A 3,404-nucleotide genomic window follows, 5' to 3' on the forward strand; every position below is an offset into this window, starting at 1 on the left:
CGGGCATCGGCACCTGGACCGCAACCCGTGCTCCCCTTTGACAACCGGAACGGGCTATTGCCCCGGCGTCGCGAGCCGTACCGAGGTGAGCAAACGCACGGGAGGAGATCGCCATGACCACGAACCTCACACCCAGGGAGCACGCCGTCCTGCGCGCGGTGGCGGAGGGCCGCTGCACGCTCGACCAGGGGAACCTGATGGTGGACGGGCTGTCGTGCTGCGACCAGTTCCTCGGCCGCAGGCTGGTCGTGTCCGGGCTGATCGCGGGCACCTCGGGTCCCGTCGTGCGGACCGAGACCGGTCGCGCGCTGCTCGGCGCGCCGCCGCAGGCGGCGTGAGCGCGAAGCCTGCGGGCGGGCGCCCCGGCGGCGCTCGTCCGCGGGGACCGGCCACCCGGCGCGCCCCGCGCGGCGGAGCCTGCCCCACCGGCGGGACCACCCGCAGCCCCGTTCGGGGCAGCGGACCGTGCGTCCGGGTGACGCGCCGCTTCTGGTGACCGCCCGTGCTCGTTCTGTCGTGCGCGCCGCGCCGGGCGCTCCTAGCCTCGGGGCATGGCTGATCTGGCGGCACGACGACACCCGGTGGTAGGACTGGCGGCGTTCGGCGCGGCGGTGGCGCTGGTCGCCGTGGCGGGGTCGCTCGCCTCGATGTCCGCGGCGACCGAGTACCAGGCCCTGGAAACCCCGTCGTGGGCGCCGCCGCCGTGGCTGTTCGGTCCGGTGTGGACCGTGCTCTACGTGATGATCGCGGTGTCCGGGTGGCTGTTCTGGAAGCGCGAGGGCGTGCGCTGGGAGCTGGGGCTGTTCGCGGCGCAGCTCGTGCTGAACGGCCTGTGGACCCCGCTGTTCTTCGCCGCCGACCTGTACGCGGTCGCGCTGGCGGACATCGTCCTGCTCCTCGCCTCGATCGTGGCGCTGATCGTGGTGTTCCTGCGGCGCGGCCACCGGGCGTCCGGGCTGCTGCTCGTGCCGTACCTGCTGTGGGTCGGGTTCGCGACGGCGCTCAACGCGGCGATCGTGGCGCTGAACTGACCCCACCCGAAGTTCACCCGAGAGTGGGGCGGTCCTCCGGTCGAACGAGGACCGGAGCTGACCGCATCGCCTCGTAGGTTCCCCCCAGACCACGAAAGAGGGGGAACCATGACCACCGCAGCACCCGCCGCCGGTCCCGCGAACAGCACCGCCGAGGTCGCCGACCTGGTCGAGGCGCTCCAAACCCACCGGGGGTTCCTGCGGCACACGCTGGGCGGCGTGACGCGGGAGCAGCTGACCGCGCGGAGCACGGTGAGCGAGCTGACCCTGGGCGGCATCGTCAAGCACCTCACGGCCATGGAGGCCGAGTGGATGCGCTTCGCCAAGGGCGAGCCGCACGTGATGGACTTCCCCTCGGACTCGGCCGGGCTGGCCGCCGTGGAGGAGGCGTTCCGCGAGGAGTTCCGGATCGCGGAGGACCAGACCGCCGAGGAGCTGCTGGCCGAGTACGCGCGGGTCGCGGCGGAGACCGACGCGGCGATCCCCGGACTGGACCTGGACCGGGCGCGGGAGCTGCCGATCGCGCCGTGGTTCGAGCCGGGCGCGACCAGGACGGTGCGGCGGGTGCTGGTGCACCTGATCGCCGAGACCGCGCAGCACGCCGGGCACGCGGACATCATCCGCGAGTCGATCGACGGGCAGAAGACGATGGGCTGACGGGGCGCGATCCCGGCCGACGCCAACGGTGCGGGGCGAGGGCGGCGGGCGGTTCCGGGTGCACCGGGACCGCCCGCCGTTCCGCCGTTCCGCCCGGCTCCCCGGCAGGTCAGCCCTCCAGCAGGCCCGGCGCGTGATCCGGGGGTTCCAGGCCGAGGTGCTGCCAGGCCAGGGCCGTCGCCACCCGGCCGCGCGGGGTGCGGGCCAGCATCCCGGCGCGCACCAGGTACGGCTCGCAGACCTCCTCCACGGTCGTCGGCTCCTCGCCGACCGCCACCGCCAGGGTCGACACGCCCACCGGGCCGCCGCCGAACGAGCGCACCAGCGCGCCGAGCACCGCCCGGTCCAGCCGGTCCAGGCCCAGCTCGTCCACGTCGTACACCGCGAGCGCCGCCCGCGCCACGTCCAGCGTCACCGCGCCGTCCGCCCTCACCTCGGCGAAGTCCCGCACCCGGCGCAGCAGCCGGTTCGCGATGCGGGGCGTGCCGCGCGAGCGCCCGGCGATCTCGGCCGCGCCGTCCTCGCGCAGGTCGACGCCCAGGATCACCGCCGACCGTCGCACGATCAGGTCGAGTTCCTCCGGCGTGTAGAACTCCATGTGACCGGTGAACCCGAACCGGTCGCGCAGCGGGCCGGTCAGCGCGCCCGACCGGGTGGTGGCCCCGACCAGGGTGAACGGGGCGATGTCGAGCGGGATGCTGGTCGCGCCCGGACCCTTGCCGACCACGACGTCGACCCGGAAGTCCTCCATCGCCAGGTACAGCATCTCCTCGGCGGGGCGCGCCATGCGGTGGATCTCGTCGATGAACAGCACGTCGCCCTCGACCAGGTTCGACAGCATCGCCGCCAGGTCGCCCGCCCGCTCCAGCGCGGGCCCGGAGGTGATGCGCAGCGACGCGCCCAGCTCCGCCGCGATGATCATCGCCAGGCTGGTCTTGCCCAGGCCGGGCGGGCCGGACAGCAGCACGTGGTCCGGCGGCGCGCCCCGGCGCATCGCGCCGTGCAGCACCAGCTCCAGCTGCTCGCGCACCTTCGGCTGGCCCACGAACTCGCGCAGGTCCTTCGGGCGCAGCGTGGTCTCCAGGTCGCGCTCGCCCGGTTCGCGCACCGGGTTCAGCGCCTCCTCGCCGTCGAACCCGCCGTCGAACCCGCCGTCCGCGAACTCGCCGAAGTCGGTGAAGTCGGCGCCCCCGAACCCGGTCACTTCTTGCGCCCCAACCCGGACAGCGCCTTGCGCAGCACGACCGACGTGCCGAGCGACGGGTCCTCGGCGAGCACGCCGTCGACCGCCGCCTCGGCCTGCTTGGCCGGGAACCCGAGCCCGAGCAGCGCCTCCACGACCTGGTCGCGCACCCGGCCCACCGCCACCACGCCGTCGGCGGCGGGCGCGGTCGCGAGCTGGCCGACCTTGTCCCGCAGCTCGATCACCAGCCGCTCCGCGCCCTTGCGGCCGATGCCGGGCACCTGGGTGAGCACGCTGACGCTGCCCTCGGCGAGCGCGGCCCGCAGCTTCTCCGGCTCCAGCACGGCCAACGTCGCCAGCGCCAGCCGGGGGCCGATGCCGGACACGGTCTGGAGCAGGCCGAACAGCTGCCGCGAGTCGGCGTCGGCGAACCCGAACAGCGTCAACGAGTCCTCGCGGACCACCAGCGCCGTCGACAGCACCGCCTCCTCACCGCGCCGGAGCGAGGCGAGCGTGGCGGGAGTCGCCTGCAC

Annotated in this window: 5 protein-coding genes; 3 read left to right on the forward strand and 2 right to left on the reverse strand. The window is 74.4% G+C overall.

Features of this window, described 5'->3' with window-relative positions:
* Positions 1 to 113: 113 nt before the first annotated feature.
* The 3 genes from ACTUAL_RS10350 (at position 114) to ACTUAL_RS10360 (ending at position 1,688) form a co-directional block, all read left to right on the forward strand.
* The gene (locus ACTUAL_RS10350; RefSeq protein ID WP_440900112.1) at positions 114 to 338 is read left to right on the forward strand and encodes a hypothetical protein; all 225 of its coding nucleotides are present in this window, start codon (positions 114 to 116) and stop codon (positions 336 to 338) included.
* A gap of 213 nt (positions 339 to 551) precedes the next feature.
* Positions 552 to 1,031, forward strand: a complete 480-nt coding sequence (locus ACTUAL_RS10355) for a TspO/MBR family protein (protein WP_096492261.1) — start codon at positions 552 to 554, stop codon at positions 1,029 to 1,031.
* A 108-nt stretch (positions 1,032 to 1,139) separates the two neighbouring features.
* The gene (locus tag ACTUAL_RS10360) at positions 1,140 to 1,688 is read left to right on the forward strand and encodes a DinB family protein (RefSeq protein ID WP_440900113.1); all 549 of its coding nucleotides are present in this window, start codon (positions 1,140 to 1,142) and stop codon (positions 1,686 to 1,688) included.
* Between the two features lie 109 nt (positions 1,689 to 1,797).
* Here ACTUAL_RS10360 and ruvB read toward each other — a convergent pair whose 3' ends face one another.
* On the reverse strand, positions 1,798 to 2,796 hold the full coding sequence (ruvB, locus tag ACTUAL_RS10365) for a Holliday junction branch migration DNA helicase RuvB (protein ID WP_232520137.1): 999 nt from the start codon (positions 2,794 to 2,796) through the stop codon (positions 1,798 to 1,800).
* 92 nt (positions 2,797 to 2,888) lie between these two features.
* Positions 2,889 to 3,404 (reverse strand): Holliday junction branch migration protein RuvA (gene ruvA, locus ACTUAL_RS10370; protein WP_440900114.1); only part of this gene is annotated, 516 nt, incomplete at its 5' end.

The organism is Actinosynnema sp. (assembly GCF_052038725.1).